The organism is Nonlabens ponticola, from assembly GCF_003966335.1.
GTDB lineage: Bacteria > Bacteroidota > Bacteroidia > Flavobacteriales > Flavobacteriaceae > Nonlabens > Nonlabens ponticola.
This window is the reverse complement of sequence record NZ_CP034549.1, coordinates 2,509,589-2,531,146: the sequence shown is the minus strand read 5'-3', so window position 1 is coordinate 2,531,146 and position 21,558 is coordinate 2,509,589. Positions and strand designations below refer to the sequence as shown.

The 21,558-nt window shown below is 39.2% G+C and carries 18 protein-coding genes and 1 tRNA gene; 9 read left to right on the top strand and 10 right to left on the bottom strand.

All coding sequences use genetic code 11. The features are described from left to right. Nucleotides 1-49: 49 nt before the first annotated feature. The 7 genes from EJ995_RS11520 to EJ995_RS11495 all read left to right on the top strand — a co-directional run bounded on the left by EJ995_RS11520 (nucleotide 50) and on the right by EJ995_RS11495 (nucleotide 10,726). Nucleotides 50-4,495 (top strand): CusA/CzcA family heavy metal efflux RND transporter, encoded by a 4,446-nt coding sequence (locus tag EJ995_RS11520; protein ID WP_126448543.1) that lies wholly within the window; start codon nucleotides 50-52, stop codon nucleotides 4,493-4,495. Between the two features lie 4 nt (nucleotides 4,496-4,499). Then, nucleotides 4,500-5,726 carry an efflux RND transporter periplasmic adaptor subunit gene (locus EJ995_RS11515; RefSeq protein WP_126448542.1) on the top strand — a complete coding sequence of 409 codons (1,227 nt, stop codon included), beginning with the start codon at nucleotides 4,500-4,502 and terminating at the stop codon, nucleotides 5,724-5,726. A 5-nt stretch (nucleotides 5,727-5,731) separates the two neighbouring features. Continuing rightward, on the top strand, nucleotides 5,732-6,364 hold the full coding sequence (locus EJ995_RS11510) for a cation diffusion facilitator family transporter (protein ID WP_126448541.1): 633 nt from the start codon (nucleotides 5,732-5,734) through the stop codon (nucleotides 6,362-6,364). Between the two features lie 2 nt (nucleotides 6,365-6,366). Beyond that, complete coding sequence (locus EJ995_RS11505; RefSeq protein ID WP_126448540.1) at nucleotides 6,367-6,783, top strand: Fur family transcriptional regulator; 417 nt, start codon at nucleotides 6,367-6,369, stop codon at nucleotides 6,781-6,783. A 57-nt stretch (nucleotides 6,784-6,840) separates the two neighbouring features. Continuing rightward, on the top strand, nucleotides 6,841-7,197 hold the full coding sequence (locus tag EJ995_RS13215; RefSeq protein ID WP_206482245.1) for a SpoIIAA family protein: 357 nt from the start codon (nucleotides 6,841-6,843) through the stop codon (nucleotides 7,195-7,197). Then, nucleotides 7,198-9,162: a heavy metal translocating P-type ATPase gene (locus EJ995_RS11500; RefSeq protein WP_206482244.1), complete on the top strand. Its 1,965-nt coding sequence runs from the start codon at nucleotides 7,198-7,200 to the stop codon at nucleotides 9,160-9,162. Nucleotides 9,163-9,331: 169 nt separating this feature from the next. Next, nucleotides 9,332-10,726: a hypothetical protein gene (locus EJ995_RS11495; protein WP_126448539.1), complete on the top strand. Its 1,395-nt coding sequence runs from the start codon at nucleotides 9,332-9,334 to the stop codon at nucleotides 10,724-10,726. 445 nt (nucleotides 10,727-11,171) lie between these two features. On the opposite strand, the gene EJ995_RS11490 is transcribed toward EJ995_RS11495, so the two are convergent. The 5 genes from EJ995_RS11490 to EJ995_RS11475 form a co-directional block, all read right to left on the bottom strand. Next, nucleotides 11,172-11,480 carry a hypothetical protein gene (locus tag EJ995_RS11490; RefSeq protein WP_126448538.1) on the bottom strand — a complete coding sequence of 103 codons (309 nt, stop codon included), beginning with the start codon at nucleotides 11,478-11,480 and terminating at the stop codon, nucleotides 11,172-11,174. 31 nt (nucleotides 11,481-11,511) lie between these two features. Beyond that, nucleotides 11,512-12,501, bottom strand: coding sequence for a hypothetical protein (locus tag EJ995_RS11485; RefSeq protein WP_126448537.1), 990 nt, complete (start codon nucleotides 12,499-12,501; stop codon nucleotides 11,512-11,514). Nucleotides 12,502-12,865: 364 nt separating this feature from the next. After that, nucleotides 12,866-12,950, bottom strand: a tRNA-Ser gene (locus EJ995_RS11480). 123 nt (nucleotides 12,951-13,073) lie between these two features. Further along, on the bottom strand, nucleotides 13,074-13,223 hold the full coding sequence (locus EJ995_RS13170; protein ID WP_164549911.1) for a hypothetical protein: 150 nt from the start codon (nucleotides 13,221-13,223) through the stop codon (nucleotides 13,074-13,076). A gap of 93 nt (nucleotides 13,224-13,316) precedes the next feature. Continuing rightward, on the bottom strand, nucleotides 13,317-13,970 hold the full coding sequence (locus EJ995_RS11475; protein WP_126448536.1) for a SanA/YdcF family protein: 654 nt from the start codon (nucleotides 13,968-13,970) through the stop codon (nucleotides 13,317-13,319). 136 nt (nucleotides 13,971-14,106) lie between these two features. Here EJ995_RS11475 and EJ995_RS11470 point away from each other — a divergent pair, with 136 nt between their 5' ends. Continuing rightward, nucleotides 14,107-14,736, top strand: a complete 630-nt coding sequence (locus EJ995_RS11470; RefSeq protein ID WP_126448535.1) for an NAD(P)H-dependent oxidoreductase — start codon at nucleotides 14,107-14,109, stop codon at nucleotides 14,734-14,736. Here the strand turns inward: EJ995_RS11470 and EJ995_RS11465 are convergent. Together EJ995_RS11465 and EJ995_RS11460 are read right to left on the bottom strand one after the other, a co-directional pair. Beyond that, complete coding sequence (locus EJ995_RS11465; protein ID WP_126448534.1) at nucleotides 14,733-15,530, bottom strand: DUF4249 domain-containing protein; 798 nt, start codon at nucleotides 15,528-15,530, stop codon at nucleotides 14,733-14,735. The genes EJ995_RS11470 and EJ995_RS11465 overlap by 4 nt on opposite strands. A 2-nt stretch (nucleotides 15,531-15,532) precedes the next feature. Further along, nucleotides 15,533-17,896, bottom strand: a complete 2,364-nt coding sequence (locus tag EJ995_RS11460; RefSeq protein ID WP_241234640.1) for a TonB-dependent receptor — start codon at nucleotides 17,894-17,896, stop codon at nucleotides 15,533-15,535. Between the two features lie 175 nt (nucleotides 17,897-18,071). Between EJ995_RS11460 and EJ995_RS11455 the strand changes: the two genes are divergently transcribed. Further along, entirely contained in the window at nucleotides 18,072-19,040 is a 969-nt protein-coding gene (locus EJ995_RS11455) for an NAD(P)H-dependent flavin oxidoreductase (RefSeq protein ID WP_126448532.1), read from the top strand. Nucleotides 19,041-19,049: 9 nt separating this feature from the next. Here EJ995_RS11455 and EJ995_RS11450 read toward each other — a convergent pair whose 3' ends face one another. The 3 genes from EJ995_RS11450 to EJ995_RS11440 form a co-directional block, all read right to left on the bottom strand. Beyond that, a complete protein-coding gene (locus EJ995_RS11450; protein WP_126448531.1) occupies nucleotides 19,050-19,883 on the bottom strand; it encodes a helix-turn-helix domain-containing protein in 834 nt (277 codons plus the stop codon). A 162-nt stretch (nucleotides 19,884-20,045) separates the two neighbouring features. Next, entirely contained in the window at nucleotides 20,046-20,303 is a 258-nt protein-coding gene (locus EJ995_RS11445) for a YgjV family protein (protein WP_126448530.1), read from the bottom strand. A 105-nt stretch (nucleotides 20,304-20,408) separates the two neighbouring features. Further along, complete coding sequence (locus EJ995_RS11440) at nucleotides 20,409-21,518, bottom strand: serine hydrolase domain-containing protein (RefSeq protein ID WP_126448529.1); 1,110 nt, start codon at nucleotides 21,516-21,518, stop codon at nucleotides 20,409-20,411. Nucleotides 21,519-21,558: the final 40 nt, after the last annotated feature.

Genomic DNA, 21,558 nt, shown 5'->3' with positions numbered 1-21,558 from the left:
TTTGCGAAAGCGTACACCCATATATTAACTGAATTAATAACACAATTAAATGATTAATAAAATCATTGATTTTTCAATCAATAATAAATTTATTATTGGCTTTTTTACCTTAACTCTTATAGGAGTCGGTATCTGGTCGATGGCAACAGTAAATCTTGGATCCGTGCCAGATATTACCAATAACCAGGTACAGGTCCTCACACAATCGCCGAATCTGGGAACGGAAGATATCGAGCAGTTTGTAACCTATCCAGTAGAATTATCTATGGGTAATTTGCCAGGCGTTACCGAAATACGATCTATCTCACGTTTTGGACTCTCTGTAGTAACCATCGTTTTTGAAGACGATATGGAGACTTATCTTCCTCGACAGCTGGTAGGGGAAAAACTTAATGAATTGGGCGAATCCATTCCTGAAAAATTTGGGAGTCCGTCTATGGGTCCTATTTCCACAGGTTTAGGTCAAATTTATGAATACACCATAAAACCAGAAGAAGGTTTTGAAACCAAGTATTCGCCTATGGAACTGCGCACCGTGCAGGATTGGGTTATCAAAAGACAACTTACTTTGCTGGAAGGTGTGGTAGAAGTTAACTCTTATGGCGGTAGTATTAAACAATACGAGGTTGCTCTAGATCCAGAAAAGTTAAACAGTATGGGCATCAGCATTTCACAAGTTTATGAGTCTCTTGCTATGAACAATGTCAATACTGGTGGCGCCTATATAGAAAAAAATAAAATGTCAAATTTCATAAGAGGCGAAGGTCTAATTCGCTCTTTGGAGGACATTAAGAATATCTCGATTACTAATGAAGGTAATATTCCTATAACTATTGGAGATGTGGCAACGCGTGTCCATTTTGGGAATCAAGTGCGTTATGGCGCATTTACACAGGACGGTAAGGAAGCTGTTGGTGGTATTATAATGATGCTCAAGGGTTCTAATCCTAATGCAGTCATTCAAAATGTGAAGAATCGTATGGCAGAAATTGAAAAATCCCTGCCAGAAGGACTTAGCATTGTCCCAATAATTGATCGTAGCGAGCTAATTGCGCGAACTACAGATACGGTTAAAACCAATTTACTAGAAGGTGCCTTGATTGTGATTTTTGCCCTTGTTTTATTGCTGGGTAGTTTAAGAGGCGGAATCATAACAGCCACGACCATACCACTGTCTTTACTTTTTGCCTTTATCCTGATGAAGCAGTTTAATGTATGGGCAAACTTAATGAGTTTGGGAGCTATTGATTTTGGAATCATCATAGATGGTGCAGTGATTATTATAGAAGGAACGGTGTATGAGATCCAAAAACGAATTAGGTCTGGCAAGTTAAAATTCAATCAAGACCTAATGGATAAAGTAGCCTATGAAGCGGGAAGCACAATGATGGGTTCTGCTTTTTTTGGACAAATCATCATTCTCATCGTTTTTACACCCATACTTTTTCTTACAGGTGTAGAAGGTAAAATGTTCAAACCTATGGCATACACTTTTGGGTTTGCAATGATAGGTGCCATTATTCTTTGTCTTACTTATGTGCCTATGATGTCTGCGCTTTTTATGAAACCAGTACAAAACACCAAAAACTGGTTCAGTAGGTTTGAGTGCTGGCTCGAAAAATTAAGTGATAAAATAATAGGTGCTGTTCATAGTGCATATATGCCATTGTTAGAGGGAGCACTAAAGCTAAAACTAATCGTTCTATCAGCCGCGGCAGTTTTACTTGTCATCGCAGGTTTTATCTTTTCTAATATGGGTGGAGAATTTGTGCCGCAGCTCGATGAAGGAGATTTAGCAATGCAGGCCCTCATAAGACCAGGAAGTTCGCTGTCAGAATCCATTGAAGTTTCCAAAAAAATAGAAAACATTCTATTAGATAATTTCCCTGAAATTAAAACAGTCACAGCGCGTATAGGTGTAGCAGATATTCCTACAGATCCTATGCCTATGGACATTGCAGATATGTACATCATCCTTAATAAGGATATGGATGACTGGACAACCGCCTCTACTAAAGAAGGTTTGATAGATGCCATTAGAGATAAATTGAATGAAGAACTCGTGGGTGTGAATTTAGTATTTACTCAACCTGTAGAGCTGCGGTTTAACGAGCTTTTAGAAGGTGTGAGAGAAGACATTGCGGTAAAGCTTTATGGCGAAGATTTAGAGGTATTGTCAAAAAAGGTTCAGGAAATGGCAGCTATTATACAGACTGTTCCTGGTGCTGGCGATGTGAGTGCAGAACGTACAGCTGGATTACCACAGATGACCGTAAAATTTAGGCGAGATAAAATGGCGCAATATGGACTGGATATTCAAAAAGTCAATGATTACATAAGTACTGCATTTGCAGGTGGTACGGCTGGTGTCATTTTTGAGGGCGAGAAACGATTTGACCTCGTGGTACGATTTGATGAAAGCCATAGAAAAAGTATTGATGACCTGCGCAATATGTATATCGATCTTAAGGATGGAAATCAGGTGCCCATTATCGAAATAGCCGAGATTGAATACGTGCCTGGACCTATGCAAATCTCACGTGATAATACGTATAGAAGAACCTATGTAGGTGTAAATGCTCGAGGAAGGGATGTGGAATCTGTAGTAAAAGACATTCAGAAAAGATTAGATGAAGAACTGGATCTGCCATCGGGCTATTATATTACCTATGGTGGCGAATTTGAGAATCTGCAAAGTGCAAAGGATCGTTTGATAATCGTTGTGCCTATCGCTCTGTTTTTAATATTCATACTGCTGTACTTTGCTCTAAAATCCTTTTCACAATCTTTAATGATTTACATCGCGATACCCTTGGCGGCCATCGGTGGTGTGTTTGCCTTATGGTTGAGAGATATGCCTTTTAGTATTTCGGCGGGTGTAGGATTTATTGTGCTATTCGGTGTCGCAGTTCTCAACGGGCTGGTACTTATTAACCGATTCAATTCTTTAAAAGAAGAAGGTGTCGTAAGTATAAAGGATAGAATATTTAAAGGGACTAAAGAACGTATTCGTCCCATTATGCTCACGGCTACTACAGATATCTTTGGCTTTTTACCTATGGCGTTTTCCACATCTGCTGGTGCAGAGGTGCAGCAACCACTAGCTACAGTGGTTATCGGTGGTATGCTTACAGCGACGCTACTCACGTTGGTCGTTCTTCCCGTGCTCTATACGTTTATAGAAAAGAGACGCGAGCGCAAAGACCAGAAAAAGATTGGTTCGTTTAATACGCAAGCGTTGACTACAATTTTGATACTTGGTTTTATGTTAGGTGGTACCTCTTGGGCATCTGCCCAGAGAGCAGTCGAAGAAAAAGCGAAACAATCACAAGCACCTTTGCAGGATAGTATTGTTCAGGACAGTATCATACCCATCACACTATCACGAGCGGTTGAAATTGCCAAAGAGAATTACCCTGTACTTAAAACGAGCCAACTCGAAATTGAAAGACAGAATGCACTCACAGGCAATGCTTATGATTTCGGAAATACACAGGTATTTACTGGTGGTGAGGAAGTAGCCAATGGTCAGGGCATTTATACCTTGATAGGCATCGGACAGCAGAATATTGATCTACTGGGAATAGGTGCCAAGGAACGTTTACAACAACAACGGATCGAGTTGGCACAAACGGCATTTGACCTTTCTAAAATCCTGGTAGAACGGGAAGTTAAAAAAGCCTGGTCAGAAGGTTTTCAGGCAAAAAAGAAGTTCCTCTTGTACCGAGAATTGGACAGTATTTACAATCAGTTTGCACAATCTGTAGAACTCAATTATGAAGTGGAAGCCATTTCAAGGCTGGAATATGATGCTGCGCGCAATCAAGCTTTGCGGGTCAATAATAAATTTCAACAGGCAGAAACAGACTATTTGATCGCTCTTCAAAAACTCAACCTATGGTTGACACCAGATACGATGTACACCGTTACTGATGAATTGGAAGCTGATGAAATTTCGATTTCAGAGACAGTTGAAATATTGAATGATCATCCCGAATTATCGCTTTCGCGAAAGCGTATAGACGAAGCACAGGCAAGCTATGATGCAGCAAGGGTAAATCTATTGCCCAAGTTCAATCTGCAAGGTGGTCTGCAACGAGTAAATGGCGATAGCGGTTTCTACACCTATCAAGTGGGTATTACCGTTCCGCTGTTTTCTGGCCCAGACCGCAGCCGCGCAAAAGCTGCAAAACTGGATACACAGATTGCAGAAACCGATGCAGCCTATAAACAGCGTGAGTTACAATCTCAATATACACAAGCGATGCAAAATTATGTGCGATGGCGGGACACTTGGTTTTTCTATAAAACCGAAGCGCTGCCGCTTGCCATAGACCAGCGAAAGGGTGCGTTGCTGGCATATAAAGAAGGAGCGCTGGACTATGCGGCATTCACACAAATCATCAGGGATGCCATCCAGACTGAAATGGATGCGCTAGATGCACTCGATAATTATTTAAAAGCCTTGTTTGAACTACAATATTTCCAAAACTAAAAAGATGAAAACGATAAAATATATACCTGTTAAAACGATGCTACTAGCATTATTATTGACCAGTTGTGGCGACTCAAAAACTGAAGATGGCCACGATGAAGCCACCCATTCTGAAACAGAAAAAAACCATTCTGAAGGTGAAACTGATGAAGAAAACCATACCGAAGGCGAGGCTAAAGAAGTAATGCTTACGCAAGAACAGTTTGTAGCCTTACAAATGGAAATTGACACTCTTGCGCAGCGCAATATGAGCGGTTACGTAGAAGCAAACGGAACGCTTGAAGTGCCACCACAAAACGAAGCTAATATTACCACGCTTGCGGGAGCAAATGTGGCTTCCATAGAAGTAATTGAAGGCGACGAGGTTAAAAAAAATCAAGCGGTAGCATACCTCTCACATCCCAGTATTATACAGATACAGAGTGATTACCTAAATGCATACAGCAACAGTCTTTTTTTAAAACAAGAATACGAACGTCAAAAAAGACTTTATGAAGCTGGCGTGGCATCTGGTATGAATTATCAAAAGGCCACCGCAGACTATCAGGCATCTACGGCAATGGTAAAAGGCCTTGAAGCGCAATTGCGACAGTACAACATCAATGCAAGTGGCGTGCGCAATGGTACGATTTACCAGCGTGTGGCATTACGCAGTCCCATTGCAGGTGTTGTAGAAAAGGTATTTATAAAAACTGGGCAGTATGTAGAGCCACAGACCAATCTGATGGAAATAGTAGACACAGACCACGTACACGCAGATTTAATGGTTTTTGAAAAAGATGTAGATAAAGTAAAGAAAGGACAAAAAGTGCGCTTTAGTATTCAATCGCGTCCAGGAAAAGAACTGGAAGCCGAAATTTATTCAGTCAGCCAGACCTTCGAACAAGATCCCAAAGCAGTGCACGTTCACGCTGAAATTGAGAACAAAGAAGGCGGTCTTATACCTGGAATGTATATAAAAGGTAAAATTGAAGTTGACAACCAGCAGACTATAGCACTACCAGAAAGTGCCGTAGTTACAGAAGCTGGAAAGACGTATGTATTTACAGCGCAAAGGGAAGGCGATGCGTGGAGTTTTACACCCATAGAAGTTATGACTGGCGAAAAAGATGGTGACTGGATAGCGATACGTTTTTTTGAAACCCCAAGTCCAAAAACACGTTTTGCATTTAATAATTCCTATTACCTTATGGCAGAAATGAACAAAGGCGATACAGAACACTCACATTAGGAGATATGAAAAAAACGAGGAAGAGAAATTTAAAAGAAGCCAGAACCCTACAGATATGGAACGTCATCTATGACATCATTGAAGTGGTCGTATCGCTTATCGCAGGATTTACATCAAACAGCTCTGCCTTAATTGGCTGGGGACTTGACAGCACCATCGAGGTAATAAGTGCTGGAACATTGGGCTGGCGGTTGCACGGCGAAATCAAAGGAATAGATGAGAAACGTGTAGAAACGCGAAAAATGATAACGCTTTATGTCATTGCAATCTCTTTTGCGCTCATCTGTGCCTTTATATCCTATGATTCCATATCTAAATTAATAAGTCAAGAAACCGCATCTTGGTCAACTATTGGGGTTGTGATATTAGTAATATCCTTAATCGTAAATCCCATTTTGATTTATTACAAAAGGAAATATGGTAACAGATTGGACAGTCCAGCTCTAAAAGCTGATGCAAAGGATACATTTATTTGCCTTTATCAAACGGTAGTAGTTTTATTAGGATTACTACTTGTGAATTGGTTAGGCTGGTGGTGGGCAGACCCAATTGCTGCGCTGCTGATTGTTCCATACGCAGCAAAAGAAGGATGGGAAGCTTTATCGAAGGCAAAAAAAATCAAAAGCAATCTGAAATAACAATGACCGAAATAGAAAAAACATTAGAGAATCATCAAGTGCGTCCTACAGCGATGCGCATTTTGATTTATAAATATTTGGCTGAAAAGGAAGTTGCGGTAGCACTAACGGATATTGAGTCCGCTTTCGCGAAAGCGGAACGCACAACGCTTTACAGAACCATAAAAACTTTTGAAGAAAAAGGAATCGTACATTACATAGAAGACGGCACAGGCATTACCAAGTATGCTTTATGTGAACCTGGATGTAATTGCGAATTAGAACAAGATTTACACTTGCATTTTCATTGCCATAATTGCGATGAGACCGTATGTCTGACAGAGCATAAAATACCACATATCAATTTGCCTGATGGGTACGTGGCCGAAGATGCCAACTTGGTACTTAAAGGAATATGCGAAAAATGTAGTGGACGATAATTGCACTTCCGTTGCACGGTTTAAACTTGTACTTTGAACACTTAAAAATAAGAAGTTATGATACAGTCTATAGATACGAATAAAGAGAACTTGATTGCAGCAAGGCTCTCAGGCAAATTGAACGAAGAAAATTTAAAGACCATTCACAAACAAATACATCGAATCATCGACAAAGGTCGCAAAGTGGACTTTTATTTTGAAATGGAAGATTTTGAAGGTTATACTATTAAAGGATTTTGGGAAGACATCAAGACTGATGTAGCCCATATCAAGGATTACGGCAAATTAGCATTCGTTGGAAATAAAAAATGGCAAGAATGGGCAGCAAAAGCAACCGATTTCTTCACAAGCTCGGAAGTAAAATACTTCGATTTAAAAGATAAAGAACAAGCAAAAATTTGGATATCAAAATAGATGAAAAAGAAAAAAATAAATTTACGCGACATAGACCCAAAAGAACATAAAGGCGCGCACAGTCACGATGACGGTCACAATCACAGCAGTCCAGACGAAGTGTCTAATTTGAAAACATATTTACCTGCAATTTTCAGTTTTGTTATGCTTATAATAGGTATTGCAGTTGATTATTTTGACACTTTTCCCTTCTTTAAAGGATGGGTAAGAATCGTATGGTACACCGTAGCTTATATCCCTGTTGGCTTCCCTGTAATAAAAGAAGGTTGGAACAGTATTAAGAATGGAGATTTCTTTACGGAGTTCTTTTTAATGTCCATTGCAACTTTGGGCGCATTTGCCATAGGAGAATACCCAGAAGGTGTAGCTGTAATGTTGTTTTATGCCGTGGGCGAATTATTTCAACAAGCAGCGGTTAACCGAGCAAAAGGAAATATCAAGGCTTTATTAGATGTGCGACCTAATGAGGCGTTAGTATATCGAAATGGCGACTTCATTTCGGTTAATCCTGAGACGGTTGAGATAGGCGAAAAAATTCAAGTACGCGTAGGAGAAAAAGTGCCTCTTGATGGAATATTACTTTCAGATAAAGGTTCTTTCAATACCGCTGCTCTTACCGGAGAAAGTAAACCGGATACCGTCCAGAAAGGAGCATCTGTATTTGCAGGAAGTATCAATCTTGATGGAGTTATTGAGGTAGAAACTACTAAGGAGTTCAAGGACAGCTCTATCGCACGTATTCTAGATATGGTGCAGAATGCCACCGCTCGTAAATCTAAAACCGAGTTGTTTATTAGAAAATTTGCTCGTGTTTACACGCCTATTGTAGTTTTCTTAGCCATAGGTCTGACCTTTTTACCGTATTTCGTTGTAGATGATTATGTGTTCAGAGACTGGCTATATCGAGCTTTAATCTTTCTAGTTATCTCTTGTCCTTGTGCTTTGGTAATATCCATTCCGCTAGGATATTTTGGTGGATTGGGTGCTGCATCTCGCAACGGAATCCTGTTTAAAGGCGCATCATTTTTGGATGCAATGACTAAAGTAAATACCGTGGTAATGGATAAAACTGGTACGGTTACTAAAGGAGTATTTAAAATTAAGGAAGTTGTAAATGATTCCGCTTTCGCGAAAGCGGACTTTATGAAATACCTAATGGCAATGGAAGAGCAATCTACACATCCCATCGCCAAAGCCATAATGGAATACAAAGCCGAAGGTGCCGACTATGATGCAACCGACGTGACTGAAATCGCAGGAAAAGGACTGAAAGGAACCGTAAACGGAAAAACCGTGCTGGTAGGAAACAAAGCATTAATGACTTCAAACAGCATTGATGTCCCTTCCGAAACTGATACTATTGTTGAATCCATAGTGATGGTAGGAATAGACGGCAAATTTGCAGGTTACGTAACCATTGCAGATGAGCTCAAGGAAGATGCCCATCAGGCGATTAAGCAAATTCGCGAGGCTGGTATTTCTAAAATCATAATGTTGTCGGGCGATAAAGATTCCATTACCCAACAAGTAGCCAAAGAATTAGGTATTGATTGGGCAAAAGGTGGTTTGTTGCCAGAAGATAAACTTAACGAAGTAGAAAAACTCAAAGCACAACCAGATACAACAGTCGCTTTTATAGGCGATGGTATCAACGATGCACCAGTTTTGGCAACAAGTGATGTAGGAATGGCAATGGGTGGTTTAGGAAGTGACGTCGCTATTGAGACCGCAGATGTTATCATTCAAAATGACCAACCATCAAAAATTGCGCGCTCCATAAAAATAGGACGTTCTACCAGAAGTATTGTTTGGCAAAATATTGTTCTAGCCTTTGGCGTAAAAATTATAGTTCTCATTTTAGGAGCCGGTGGACTTGCTACAATGTGGGAAGCCGTTTTTGCAGACGTAGGTGTTGCCTTGCTTGCTATTTTAAATGCAGTTAGGTTGCAGAAAATGAAGTGGTAATAGAAATTTACTGAGATGATTTATTTGTCTGCAAAGGATGCATTAAACGAATGGATGGAGAATTGCTATAAAAAAGTATTACAAATAAAGCATTGTCCCAACAAGTATGCAGTTGTAGATCGATACTTTTAAATGATGCAATTTTTCAATAAACAGATATAATAATATTTTGACCTCAGATATTACGGATCCGGATAGCAGATACCCAACAATTATAGAACACATTACCCTTCCCACGACTAATGCTAGTATTATTATTCATGATGGAAGATTTGAAATAGTTTCAGACAATGTTTCAATTTCCTGCCTTGGTAAATTTTCATTTCACTGGCTACCATTGGTTGGTGTAAGATTTTTGGGTAAACCGGAGCTTCTGAATAAATTCAGTTTTGAGATTTTCAGGAAACTTGAATACTTTGAGGTGGTCATTAATGATAATCTTGCAGGCAAGGCATTTCTCACTCTAGTCAATTTTGACAATTTTGGTAGTATAACATTTGAGGGTGTTTTTGCCTTCGAGACATATACTGGCGACCCATCGGTAAAAGTAAATGAGATAGTTTTTTCGATACCTAACTTACGGCGGCTGTATGGTTATCCAGTCCAAAAAAAAATAGGAGTTATTGAGAATAGAACATCAAAATCAAGATTAACATTTGGGGATGAGAATTACAAGTTCATTATCGATTCTGTATATGATTACGATAAAAAACTAAAAGGATTAGAAAATCTGGGAGGTTTTGATATATTGGCATCAGGTAAATTGACCTGCCATAAGGAGCCACTAAATTTAAGTGAATCTCAAAGCATTTTCAGGCTGGTAAACAATTTCCTTTCTTTTATAAATGGTAGACGTATTTCTGGATTCATGGCGCAAGGTCTGAACAAAGACGAGCCTTTATGGACGGATTACACAAGCTATCTCATAGAACCGTTTAGTTTACCGCAAACCTGGTGTCCTAGTAGAATTTACCTTTCAATAGATCAATTGTGGAAAAACTATAAGAAAGTCGCGTCCGACCCACATGACGAAGATTTTCTTTTCACGGCAATACATTGGTACTTGAATGCTAATAACAATGTTGGCTTTACTGAAAGTTCTATCATTATGGCTCAAACTGCTTTAGAACTAATTTATAATTGGTGGATAGTAGAGAAAAAAGGATTACTATCAGGAAGAGATGCATCCTCCATTTCAGCATCAAACAAAATTAGACTTATCGTCAAAAACCTAGGTATTGAAACAGAGGTACCTCTTGGATTAAAATGTTTGAATTCTTATGTCTCAGAACAAAAACGCGCATTAGACGGTCCGGATGTGATAACCGAAGTTCGTAATATGATAGTTCATTCTCAAATCGAAAAAAGAATGAAGTTGAATAAAATTGACATGAGTACAAAATATGAGATATTAGAACTGTGCATATGGTACATAGAATTGGCCTTACTTAATATCCTAGAATACCATGGCGAATACTATAATCGCACTACAAAAGGCGCAACATTGAAACATGGACTACAACCTGTTCCGTGGGGTGTAAAACCTAGTAAAGTTTCTTATTAAATATCTGAATCTCTAGCTTAACAATAGTACTGTCAAATTTTAATTTAATCGGAAGTAGCTAAGAAATGCTCGGAAATAACCCAATACTTTGAATACGAAAGTCAAATCAAACAGATAATTTACATGATTCAATTCCAAACGTTATGCTATATGCGGATAATTTCAGAAAGTAAAAAAGCGATATTTATCGAGGTCGCTTTAAATTCCATTTTCTCTTAATCGTTTCAAGAACCAATATTATCTAAAACGAGTTGTAAAATTACTGAAGTTCGACGACTGTTTCATTTAACTTTCGTATTCAAAATGTTTTTGAACTAGTCGAAACTAGGACAGAGCAAAATTTGAGAAGTATGATTATGACCTTGTAAGCTAAGAAATATTATAATGTGTGTTCATCACTTTCGTGCAAGATCTTAAGAACGCTTTGATCACTTCAGCACAATTTTTAATTTATTCTAATTTTTAGTTTTTCCAGGATTGAATTCATTTCTGTCAAGAAGTCTATAGTTTTCTTTCGACAGATATACTCTTGTAAGCGATCTGGATCATCCATAGTCAAGATGTATGTGCCTATTGCTTTTTGAGCTAGACGCTCTATTTCAGAAATTGGTTTGTCAAGATCAGCCCAGGTCTCGATCTCCATATCTATCACTTCATCAAGATCTGTAAAAGAGGTGACTCCAAATAATTCAATATCTATTGAGGTGCAGTACAAACTTTCCAACTCATCGAGGACATTACTAGATTTCAGCATAAAGAAATGATTTAGTCAAAAATTATATTGATTATTCATTTAAGTTGTTCAAATAATTATTAATCAGCGTTCCCAACGATTCAGGTACTTTACTCAATGGTATGCTACGAGTCCTATTAACGATTTTTTCTGTAGGTACGATGGTAACATTAATGCCTTCGTTGTTCTTTATCCAGCCTCCCGCTGTAAAGGTTGTTCCCTTACGTAAAATAATATCTTCTTTAATTTCTATCAAGGTAGTAAAATCAGGACTCAATCCCGATTTATTTTTATTTGGATGAAGAAAAAATTTAAGTTCACTTGAAAACTCAGAACTATGAATGGACGGTGTATCAGCTTCGGTTATTATTCTAAACGTGGAATCTCGATGACCGCCTGGAATAGCTGAAAGTATTTGTTTTGTTTCTTCTGCGTATAGGATCTCTCGATAATATTTATGCTTTGATTTTGGATTGATGTATAATAGCTGTAAATCATTTAACTTATCAATGGCATCAATAAATGTCTCATGCACACCTTCGTTAGCATAATATTTTAAAGTAATATTAAAGTAATCATCTTCTAATGTTTTTACCAGTACCTCAAATTCAAAGCTTGTTAAATAATTGTATAGTTGTGAATCATAAGCTTCCTGGATTGTTTTAATAATCTTTATCTTCTTATCTATTCCCCTTTGCTGTTGTTCTAGTCTTTGTAAAGCAGCACAGGACTGACAGGTGAAATAATTAGGTATATCATGATGAGCAGTGATGCCAGACAAAAATCTAGCTCGTGAGGATACCGGTAACCAATATTCATCTAGACAGACCTGACAAATATGTTGAATTCTCATGGTCGAGTGTCTATTAATTACTTTCAGATTAGACTGTACTGACATGTTATTTTCTGAAAAAATATAGTTTACCTTTTCTTTAAAGCCTTTATTCTCTGCGTCGTAATCCCAGTAACGCTTAATTAGTTTTTTTTGAGTTTCGGTAGCTGTCTCTTTGTCAAATTCTAGCTTAAAAGTATTCTCGATCATAATGTCCAATTAAAGAAGGCGCTAACTGAATTACTATCCAATCGGGTATCGCCAAACACCATGACAAGAGTAAACAGCAGCGCCCATGGGCACCGCGTTTAAAACAGCTTGTCAGATCAAAAAATTGGCGATTTCGATTGGATCTAGAGCTAAACGCTATAATAAGTTTTGAGAAGTTTTACTTCACATATTAAATTTTAAGTTCAATACAAAGCTACCTAATTTATTCTTAGACAAGGGTAGTTTCTGATTATGAGCTATGAATTAAATACGAGAAAGGGAGTCTGATTTGAAGAAATAGGTCAACTAATTTGTCAACCGAAAAAAAGAAAGCCCAGTATCATTGAGATACCAGGCTTTTATGCGGAGAAGAAGGGATTCGAACCCCTGGAGGTGTGACCCTCGCTGGTTTTCAAGACCAGTGCATTCGACCACTCTGCCACTTCTCCTGGATCGTAAAAAGCATTGAGCTTTTTGCGGGTGCAAATATAAATGTATTTATTTAAATTGTTTGTGACCAGGCATAAAAAAAAACTGCCTCTAGGGCAGTTTTTCAATACAGTATTGAGGAATTAATCCTGTCTAGCAATAGTATCTCGTGGCTGGTGATGCTCTTTTTTATCTTTTACCTGATGGTTGATATCCTTACCATGCGTTGCTTCAAGATTGATAGCTTGTTCTTTTTTACTAGTCTTTTCTGGGTTTGGTGTCTTATCACTCATAATTCTTATTTTCTTTTCAAGATAAGAGATTACGGTAATAGAAGTGGCTTACTTAACACACCTTAACCTATCCTGTTAAAAATTGAATAACAGTTAGTCATAACTCTGGCTGCTATCGCCAGTGATAGGAATAGCTTTTCCATCATGAGTAGGTCGTTGATTGATGTTGATTTCTGCCCATGCTTTGATATTGGCCAGCCACTCTCTACGTTTGAGGCTGGATGATGGTTCATAGCCTTCTGGATCTGCTATGTAGCCTTGTATGTTAAGCCCTAATCGATTGCCTAGATAAATGGCTCGTGGTAAATGAAACTCTTGAGTAAAGACAATGGCGTGATCAACTTCAAAAATCTCACGTGCTCGTATCATGCTATCATAAGTGTCAAAACCAGCATGATCTAGAAAAATATCTGCGGTAGGAACCCCTTTTTTAACTAGATAGTTTTTCATCGGATTTACCTCATCATAGTCGCGATCACCATGATCACCGCTCAACAAAAAGCGCTCAATCTTCCCTTGTTCATAGGCTAGTAAAGCAGCATCTACACGAGCCTTGAGAACTGGTGAGAGTGACTGATCGGGCAACACGCTTGCACCTAACACAATTCCCGTATAAGCAGGTTCCAGCATTTCTATGTTGGTCGCGATACTATCTTTAGAAGTTTGTTGTATGTATTGTTGTAAAAATATCACAGCAATGACACCAGCAATCAATAAAAAGACGACAATATTGAGAAGTTTCTTCATAAGAATTGCCTAGCATTCCTGGCGCGATCTTAATCCTGTAGTTTACCTTTGTAAATTGTGTTGAGGCTTGTGGTTATTACGCTTTCGCGAAAGCTAACTTCTATAAAACCTCGCGCAAATATAACGAACTACCTGCATGAAAAGTATTGAAAACCTAGAGTGGCGCTATGCGACTAAAAAGTTTGATCCCAGCAAAAATATTACTCAAGAGCAACTCCAGGATATAGCCAGTGTCTTTAATCTCACCGCTACCTCATATGGGCTGCAGCCTAGTAGATTAACTATAGTGCAGAATAAAATATTGCAGGAAAAATTAGTGCCTATTTCCTATGGTCAGCGTCAAGTATTAGATGCACCGGCAGTCCTTGTGATAAGCACCATTAAGGTAGATCTCGCCTATATCAATAATTATTTTGATAGAGTAGTGGCTGCGCGTCAAACACCTAGTGAGATTCTCGCGCCATTCCGCAAGCAGTTAGAAGATAAGTTTGAAGCCATGAGCGAGGATGAAAATCTCGCATGGGCGCGCAATCAAGCTTATATCGCGCTAGGTAATCTCATGACTGTACTGGCAGATATGCGCATCGATAGCTGTCCTATGGAAGGTTTTATACCTCAAAAAGTTGACGAGTTGTTAGAACTTAACGATCAAGGATTAAAATCTGTATTGCTTTTGCCTATAGGCCACCGTGCGTCAGATGATATGTTTGCTGATATGGCGAAAGTGCGATTGAACCTGGACGATGCCGTCAGTTACATCATTTAGTCTGCTATATAGTTCAATCGATATATTTCAGAAATTCTAAAGTATCCCAGCGGGAATCTAGAGGAATCAGTCTCGTTGATCACATTACCTCGCACAGTTGCAGGCTGTGTGTCAAACGGGCCGCCACCAGCATCTGCACCTTGTTGCAGTAGCGTCTCATAGAAGGTGAATGCACGCTGATCAATACCTTCAATGGTCAATAAGATCTCCATCTGCGGATTCAAATCCTCGATAAAGAAACTGGTAGGCGTCACATTACCGTCGCTAAATTCATCATCGCGTATGTCGATCTCGCGATTAAACTCATCTAGATATCGAAACAAGTAGAAATCTCCAAAACCTTCTGGATCGTCATAAAAAGCAGTAATCTGTGTGAATTCGCCAAAGCCATCTATTTCCTCTTGTTCAGGATTGAACAGCGGTACTGTTTTAATGAGTTGCTCTGTAGAGCGATACGTTTGTCCTTGATCTATGATTTCTAGTGTGTAATCCACGTCATCCTCTATATCCAGTTCATCATTGAAATAGTAACCTAGATCATTGTGCTCATATTCGAACGTATTACCATTCTCATCAATGATACGTACCTGTGCGTCAGTCACTGGCTCGTTGATTTCTTCAAAAAAGTCTGCCGTTCTAGTCAACCGTATGCTGCCTGCCGTCTCGCCATCTGCCTCGCGATTGATGGTCGCTTCTATTACAAGTCTAGGCTCAGCAGTATTGAGATCAACATCTATCACATCCTCACATGAAAAGCAAACCACCACTAGCATAATAATTAGTAAATGTCTCATGATCAAAATTTAAAATTATAAGTGACCGCTGGTACAATTCCAAAAATCGCCAGTCGTGTAGCTTCATTGCGGCCAGTATCCTCATTCTCACCAAAGCTGACACTCGCTGCATTTTTTCTATTGTAGGCATTGTATAAACTAAAAACCCAACTTCCTTGCCAACCTTTGGTCTTTTCAGGTTTCGGAATATAGGTAGCACTCAAATCCAATCTATGGATAACAGGTAGTCTACTAGCGTTGCGCGATTCATAAACAGGAATAAAATTACCGTCAAACTCATATTGAGCTACTGGATAGGTTACCGGTTGACCCGTTTGCAGCGTGAAGTTTGTGCCAAAGTTCCACTTCTTGTTCAGTTCATAATTAGCGGTAATAGTCAAATCATGGGTTTTATCCCATGCGGCGTTGTACCATTCACCATTATTGATACCTGGCTCGTCTGCCGTACGACCTGGCGTGCGCTGCTCACTGCGTGATAGGGTATAGGCAACCCAGCCTTGCAACTTGCCATAGTTTTTACGCAATAATAATTCTAGACCGTAAGCTCTCGCCTCACCATTAAGTAAGATCGTTTCCACCGCATCCTGTGCGATGAGGTCTGCACCATCAATATAGTCCAGACGATTATCTACTTCTTTATAAAATGATTCTACCTCAATGCTGTAATCACCAACATTCTTGAAAAAACCAATCGCGACTTGATCACCTACTTGTGGTTTTATAAATTCACCGCTAGGCGCATACAGATCAAACGGTGTAGGCGCAGTGGTATTACTTATCAAATGGATGTATTGGTTGATGCGCTGGTAGCTTGCCTTAATACTGGTATCGTCGTCCAGACTATAAGAAATACCTAGACGCGGTTCAATATTGTAAAAACTTTCCAGCACGTTGCTGCGGCTCTCATTAAAAGTTTCTAGAGGTTCTGCACTGGTATAAATACCTTGCTCTTCATTGTATAAAAGTGGCTGATTATCCTCATAGCGGAATAAATTATCCTGACCCAATCGCAGGAAATTGGTGAATCGCAACCCTGCATTCACATTGATATTATCAGTTAGGGTGAATTCACCATCGATATAAACAGCATTTTCCATGGCATACTTTAATGCTAGTTGACGTTCATTGATGGAACTATCGTCGGTAGTTGGCGTGATTTTACCAGGATCAAACTCATAATAGATGGAGTTGAGACCAAAGCGCAATTTGGTTTTATCGTTGAGGTAATGCGTCAAGTCATATTTCGCATTCAGATTACTGATGCCGCTGTCAAAAACAAACTCTACAAATTCTAGTTCAAGCCCATAATTATAATCACTATAGATCAAGGATGCATTACCAAACCATTTGTCATTATACGTATGATTCCAGCGCAGGTTCACAAATGAATTTCCAAAAGTATTGCCGAACAAGTTGTTTACCTCAAATACATCACGACCAAAATATGCCGAGGCATACAAACGATTGCGGTCGTTGATATTAAAAGAAACCTTGGCATTCAAATCATAGAAATAGGCTTGGTTATCCAGATCAAAAAGAGGGAAAAATAAATGAGCATAACTACTACGACCACCTATTAGAAAAGAGGATTTGTCTTTTTGAATCGGGCCTTCTAGCAGCAGTCTGCTGGAGACGATTCCTATACCACCAGTGCCGCTCAATCGTGATTTATTACCATCACGCTGGTAAATGTCCAACACACTGGAAACACGACCACCATATCTAGCGGGAATACCACCTTTATATAATTTCAAATCCTTAATCGCATCAGGATTAAAGACTGAAAAGAAGCCGAACAGGTGATCGCTACCGTATAAAGTAGCCTCGTCTAGCAACACTAGATTTTGATCTGCCGCGCCACCACGCACATTAAAACCACTGGCGCCTTCACCGGCATTGGTGACACCAGGCAGCAGCGTCAAGGCTTTTATTAGGTCAACCTCACCTAGAACTACAGGAGTTTTTTTAATCGTTTCAATCGACAGTGCATTCACGCTCATTTGTGGCGATCTGATGCTTAGTTTCTCCACATCTGCCTTCAGGATAACGGCATCAAGCGCCTCACCTTGCTCTTCTAGTTCCAGCGATAATTTTTTGTTGGCATCCAGCGTCACCGTACGCATTATAGTCTTGAATCCTAAACTGCTGTATTGCACTTCATAAGTTCCTGCGGGCAGCGTGATGCTGTAAAAACCGTATTCATTGGTTATGGTTCCTGTACTTTCTGCTGGTATCAGGACATTTACGTTGAGTAGCGTCTCACCGGTGCCTTTTTCAGTGACTGTGCCTGATAGCGTGAATTTTTGGGAATCAGCTTTCGCGAAAGCGAGAACACAAAACACCGCTGTAATTATAAAATGCTTCAATTCGCGTTGATTATCGTTCCTGCAATAACTCAAACGACGCAGGAATGTTGTAAAGGTACGGCTGTGAGCGATTATCGCGGTCGAGGGCAAAATTATATAACGAGATTTTGGCAAATTATAATTTACTATGCTTGCATAAGGTCCTGCTTTTGTAAATTTGGGTAAAGACTTACCTATGACATCCAAAGAGCTGATCGATAGACTATCATTGCCCGTTGTGGCGGCACCCATGTTTTTAATCTCTGGCCCAGAGTTGGTCATCGAGTGCTGTAAGAACGGAATAGTAGGAACTTTTCCCGCGCTTAATCAACGATCAACCGAAGGTTTTGAACAATGGCTTATTCAAATAGAAAAAGAGCTTGCTGCCTGGGAACAGGAAACTGGTAAAAAAGCTGCGCCGTATGGTGTCAACTTGATTGTTCATGGGTCCAACCCACGACTAGAGGCAGATCTTAAAGTTTGTATGAAACACAAAGTGCCACTTATTATTACCTCACTAGGTGCGGTAAAAGATGTGGTCAATGCCGTGCATAGTTATGGAGGGCTTGTATTTCATGATGTGATCAAAAAACGCCATGCAGAAAAGGCTCAAGAAGCTGGTGTTGACGGGTTGATTCTAGTAGCCGCTGGTGCTGGTGGTCATGCTGGAACCTTGAACCCTATGCCATTTATACGTGAGGTGAGATCATTCTATGATGGTGTCATTATGCTGTCAGGTGCGATGAGCTCTGGTCAAGACGTTGCCAGCGCACTGCAAATGGGCGCAGATCTAGCCTACATGGGCACACGTTTTATCAATACTGATGAGTCAAAAGCTACTGATGAATACCGCGACATGATCATTGAGGCTGGATCATCTGATGTGGTTTACACCGCTGCGATATCAGGAGTATCTGCAAATTTTCTAGCGGCGAGTCTCAATGCTGCTGGATTGACTGAAGAACAATTGAAGGCGACTGGAAAAATCGATTTTGGCAAAGAAATGGATACCGAGGCCAAAGCCTGGAAAACCATCTGGAGTGCTGGCCAAGGCGTGGCCACCATTAAAGATACGATCCCAACAGGTCAACTCATCGACCGCCTAAAAACCGAATTTAAGGAAGCTATTGAAAAGCAAGTTGAGAATTTGAAGAGGTTCGTTTAAATATTTAAATCAATTAAAGTCGTTAGTATCTGTTTTACCACTTTGGTACAGTTGAAATGACATAACGATTAAAAGTATCTCGAATAATAGTGTAGCTATAATTCCTATTGGGAATAATAAAAATGTTGCGTGAGAGATTCCACCGACAATCAATATGATGCCTAGGTTTTTGAAAACGCCATGAAACTGTTTCCTTTTTATCAAAAATGGTATGGCAAGAATCACTAGTGATAATCCATAAATTATCTGAAACATAAAAGCGAGACCTGTTTGCATCTTTGAGAAGGAATACAATGTGTCCTTATACCATGAAAACCTCGCTATTAATCCTAATATTTCCAGGAAAAGAAAGATTATAACACATGCGATCATTACAGGTGATCTTTCTTTTATTGATAATAGAAAGGTCAAATAAAATGAAGTAATAAGCCCTAAATACATGATAAGCCCGATCATGTACTCACCCGTTGTTAATAGTTTCATATTAAGTAGCGAAGCGGATATTTCATAATATGCAATAGGAATTGAAATAAGGATGTACAGAATTCCCAAAATCCCTATTAATAAGCCGTTGCTAGCCCTCTTGAACTGAATGTTATCCGTGACAATAGGTTGAACTTCACGTTTTATCTTTTTAGAGATATCTTCAAATGAACTTCCTAATGCCTCAAGAATATTCTTGATTGTATAGCTTCTAGGAGTTACGTCTCCAGCTTCAATGCGCTGGATTGTGCGCACATTGATGTTACATCGTTCTACCAGTTCTTCTTGGGTAAGACCTTGCTCTTTTCTTAATCTAGCAATGTAGTCGCCTAGTTGTGGTTGCTTCATAATTTCTTTCATTTGGTTGAAGCAATTTTAAGTAGCATGGTCACTATTTATAAAATTTATCGCAGGATTTAAACCCGACATTTACACGGCAAAGCCTTGTAGGTGCTGCAAATGTTGAATCTATTGATTGAATCTAAGTTATTGAGTTTTTAGAATTCTTAATTGGTATAACTACTATTCTTGAGTTTCAGTTGTTGTATTTGAAACCATTGGAACCTCTTTCTTAATAAACAGATAATACCCATTAACCATCAGGATAGCCACGTTGGTAATGATAACTGGTATGCTAGGAAGCATAATCCCGTAAGCCACAAAAAGCGCGCAACCTACCGAGTTGACGATACGCAGCTTGCGCAGGTCTTTATTAAAAAACGACAATAAGACAAAAAGGCTAGCTAGATAGCCAATGATTTCAGTAAGTGTAAATTCCATGCCGGCAAGATAATATGATGGTGGCTATAAGTGATGTTTTAATATAGGTATTCCTGCTAAACTTCTTCAAAGTTTATTTTTCATCATAAATCTTTGGCCGAAGATCTATTTGGGGTCAGCCAATGTTTTCAACAACCCAAAACTCAATCCGTCAATATTTCCCATCTTAGGATGAAAGGCAGATAAGTTTGATAAGATGATTACACCGCTTTTATCAGTAACGTCTAGAACCATACTTGACGAGTAACCACCAGTGCCGCCGTTGTGCCATAATTTATCATTTTGATCAATCCTTTTGATGATGTGCCAGCCTAGTCCTATATCCATATTTGAATTGACATTATAGGTGGATTCTTGAGTCAGAGCTAGAGACTCATTGGTTTTATCAAATTGAGCTAAGGCAAACTTTGATAAATCTTCTACTGTTGAAAGGATCGCGCCTGCGCCGGCTAGCGCATCAAAATCCCAGTTTGAGGTGATATTGCCATTATCATCGCGACCTTCAATCAACTCTGTCTTTATTTTTTCTTTTAAAGTTGTTGAGTTAGACATGTTGTATTTGTTGAAAATACACTCTTGTAGCAATTCTTCATAGGTCATTTGCTCCATACTAGCGAGAACAAATCCTAATGTTCCTGCACCTAGATTTGAATATTCATAAGAAGTGCCTATTTGCTTTTGCTGGGTATTTCCAGATGTCAAATATTGCTTGAGCATAGAGCTGTCGTATTCTTTATAAGGATTGCTTTGATCCACCAGGAACAGATTCAAATTAGTAGGCAAACGCGGCAAACCTGAAGTATGATTGGCCAGTTGCTTCAAAGTCGTTTTTGGGTTGATGCTCAGGTCATAATCCATGTGTTTTTCTAAAGGATCATCTAATTTAATTTTGTCATTGAGGACAAGATCGGCTAGAAGTGTTGAAGTAAAAACCTTGGTCAATGAGCCTATTTCAAAAGTGTGATCGTGATTATCAATCATTTTAATGGTATCACCAACTCTTTCTATTCCTGCAAATGAAACCTTACCATTATTGACGACGGCGATAGCGAGTTGTGTTTTTTCCGGGAATGATTTAGTTCCTCTATGCAGTATATCTAATTGTTGCTGATTAAGAGTTGTGGCATCTTCTTTCATCATATCGGATGCTACAGCTTCTTGAGCGCCTGCATTGAATAGGGTGAAAGAAAGGATTAGGGTAATGAAGAATCTCATAATAACGTTTCTATCTAGTAAAGATAAAAGCAAAATATGA